We start from the raw sequence: 273 nt of genomic DNA on the forward strand, positions 1-273 counted from the left end.
GATTGAACCGTGTAGGAAAATGCTACTCTCCAATAAAGCCCTGTTGATCGAGCTATGGAAACGCTTTCCAAATCATCCATTGTTGTTCGAAACCCATGCTTATGATGCGCACGCCCACTACGCAGGGAAATGGGTACGTAAACCAATCTTAGCGCGCGAAGGCGCAAATATTCATATCCTACAACACAATGTCGATTGTGGCGCAGCCTCAGGTAGTTTTTACTTCGATGACTACGACAAATAGGGCTATGTCATGCAGCGCTGGGTAAAAAC

1 pseudogene is annotated in these 273 nt (G+C 46.2%); it reads left to right on the forward strand.

The window, feature by feature from the left end:
* Nucleotides 1-241 (forward strand): annotated as a pseudogene (locus ACG9ZB_RS17350) (glutathionylspermidine synthase family protein); the annotation flags it as partial.
* Nucleotides 242-273 lie beyond the last annotated feature (32 nt).

Origin of the sequence: Acinetobacter johnsonii (genome assembly GCF_048551975.1) — a bacterium.
Taxonomy (GTDB): domain Bacteria; phylum Pseudomonadota; class Gammaproteobacteria; order Pseudomonadales; family Moraxellaceae; genus Acinetobacter; species Acinetobacter johnsonii_A.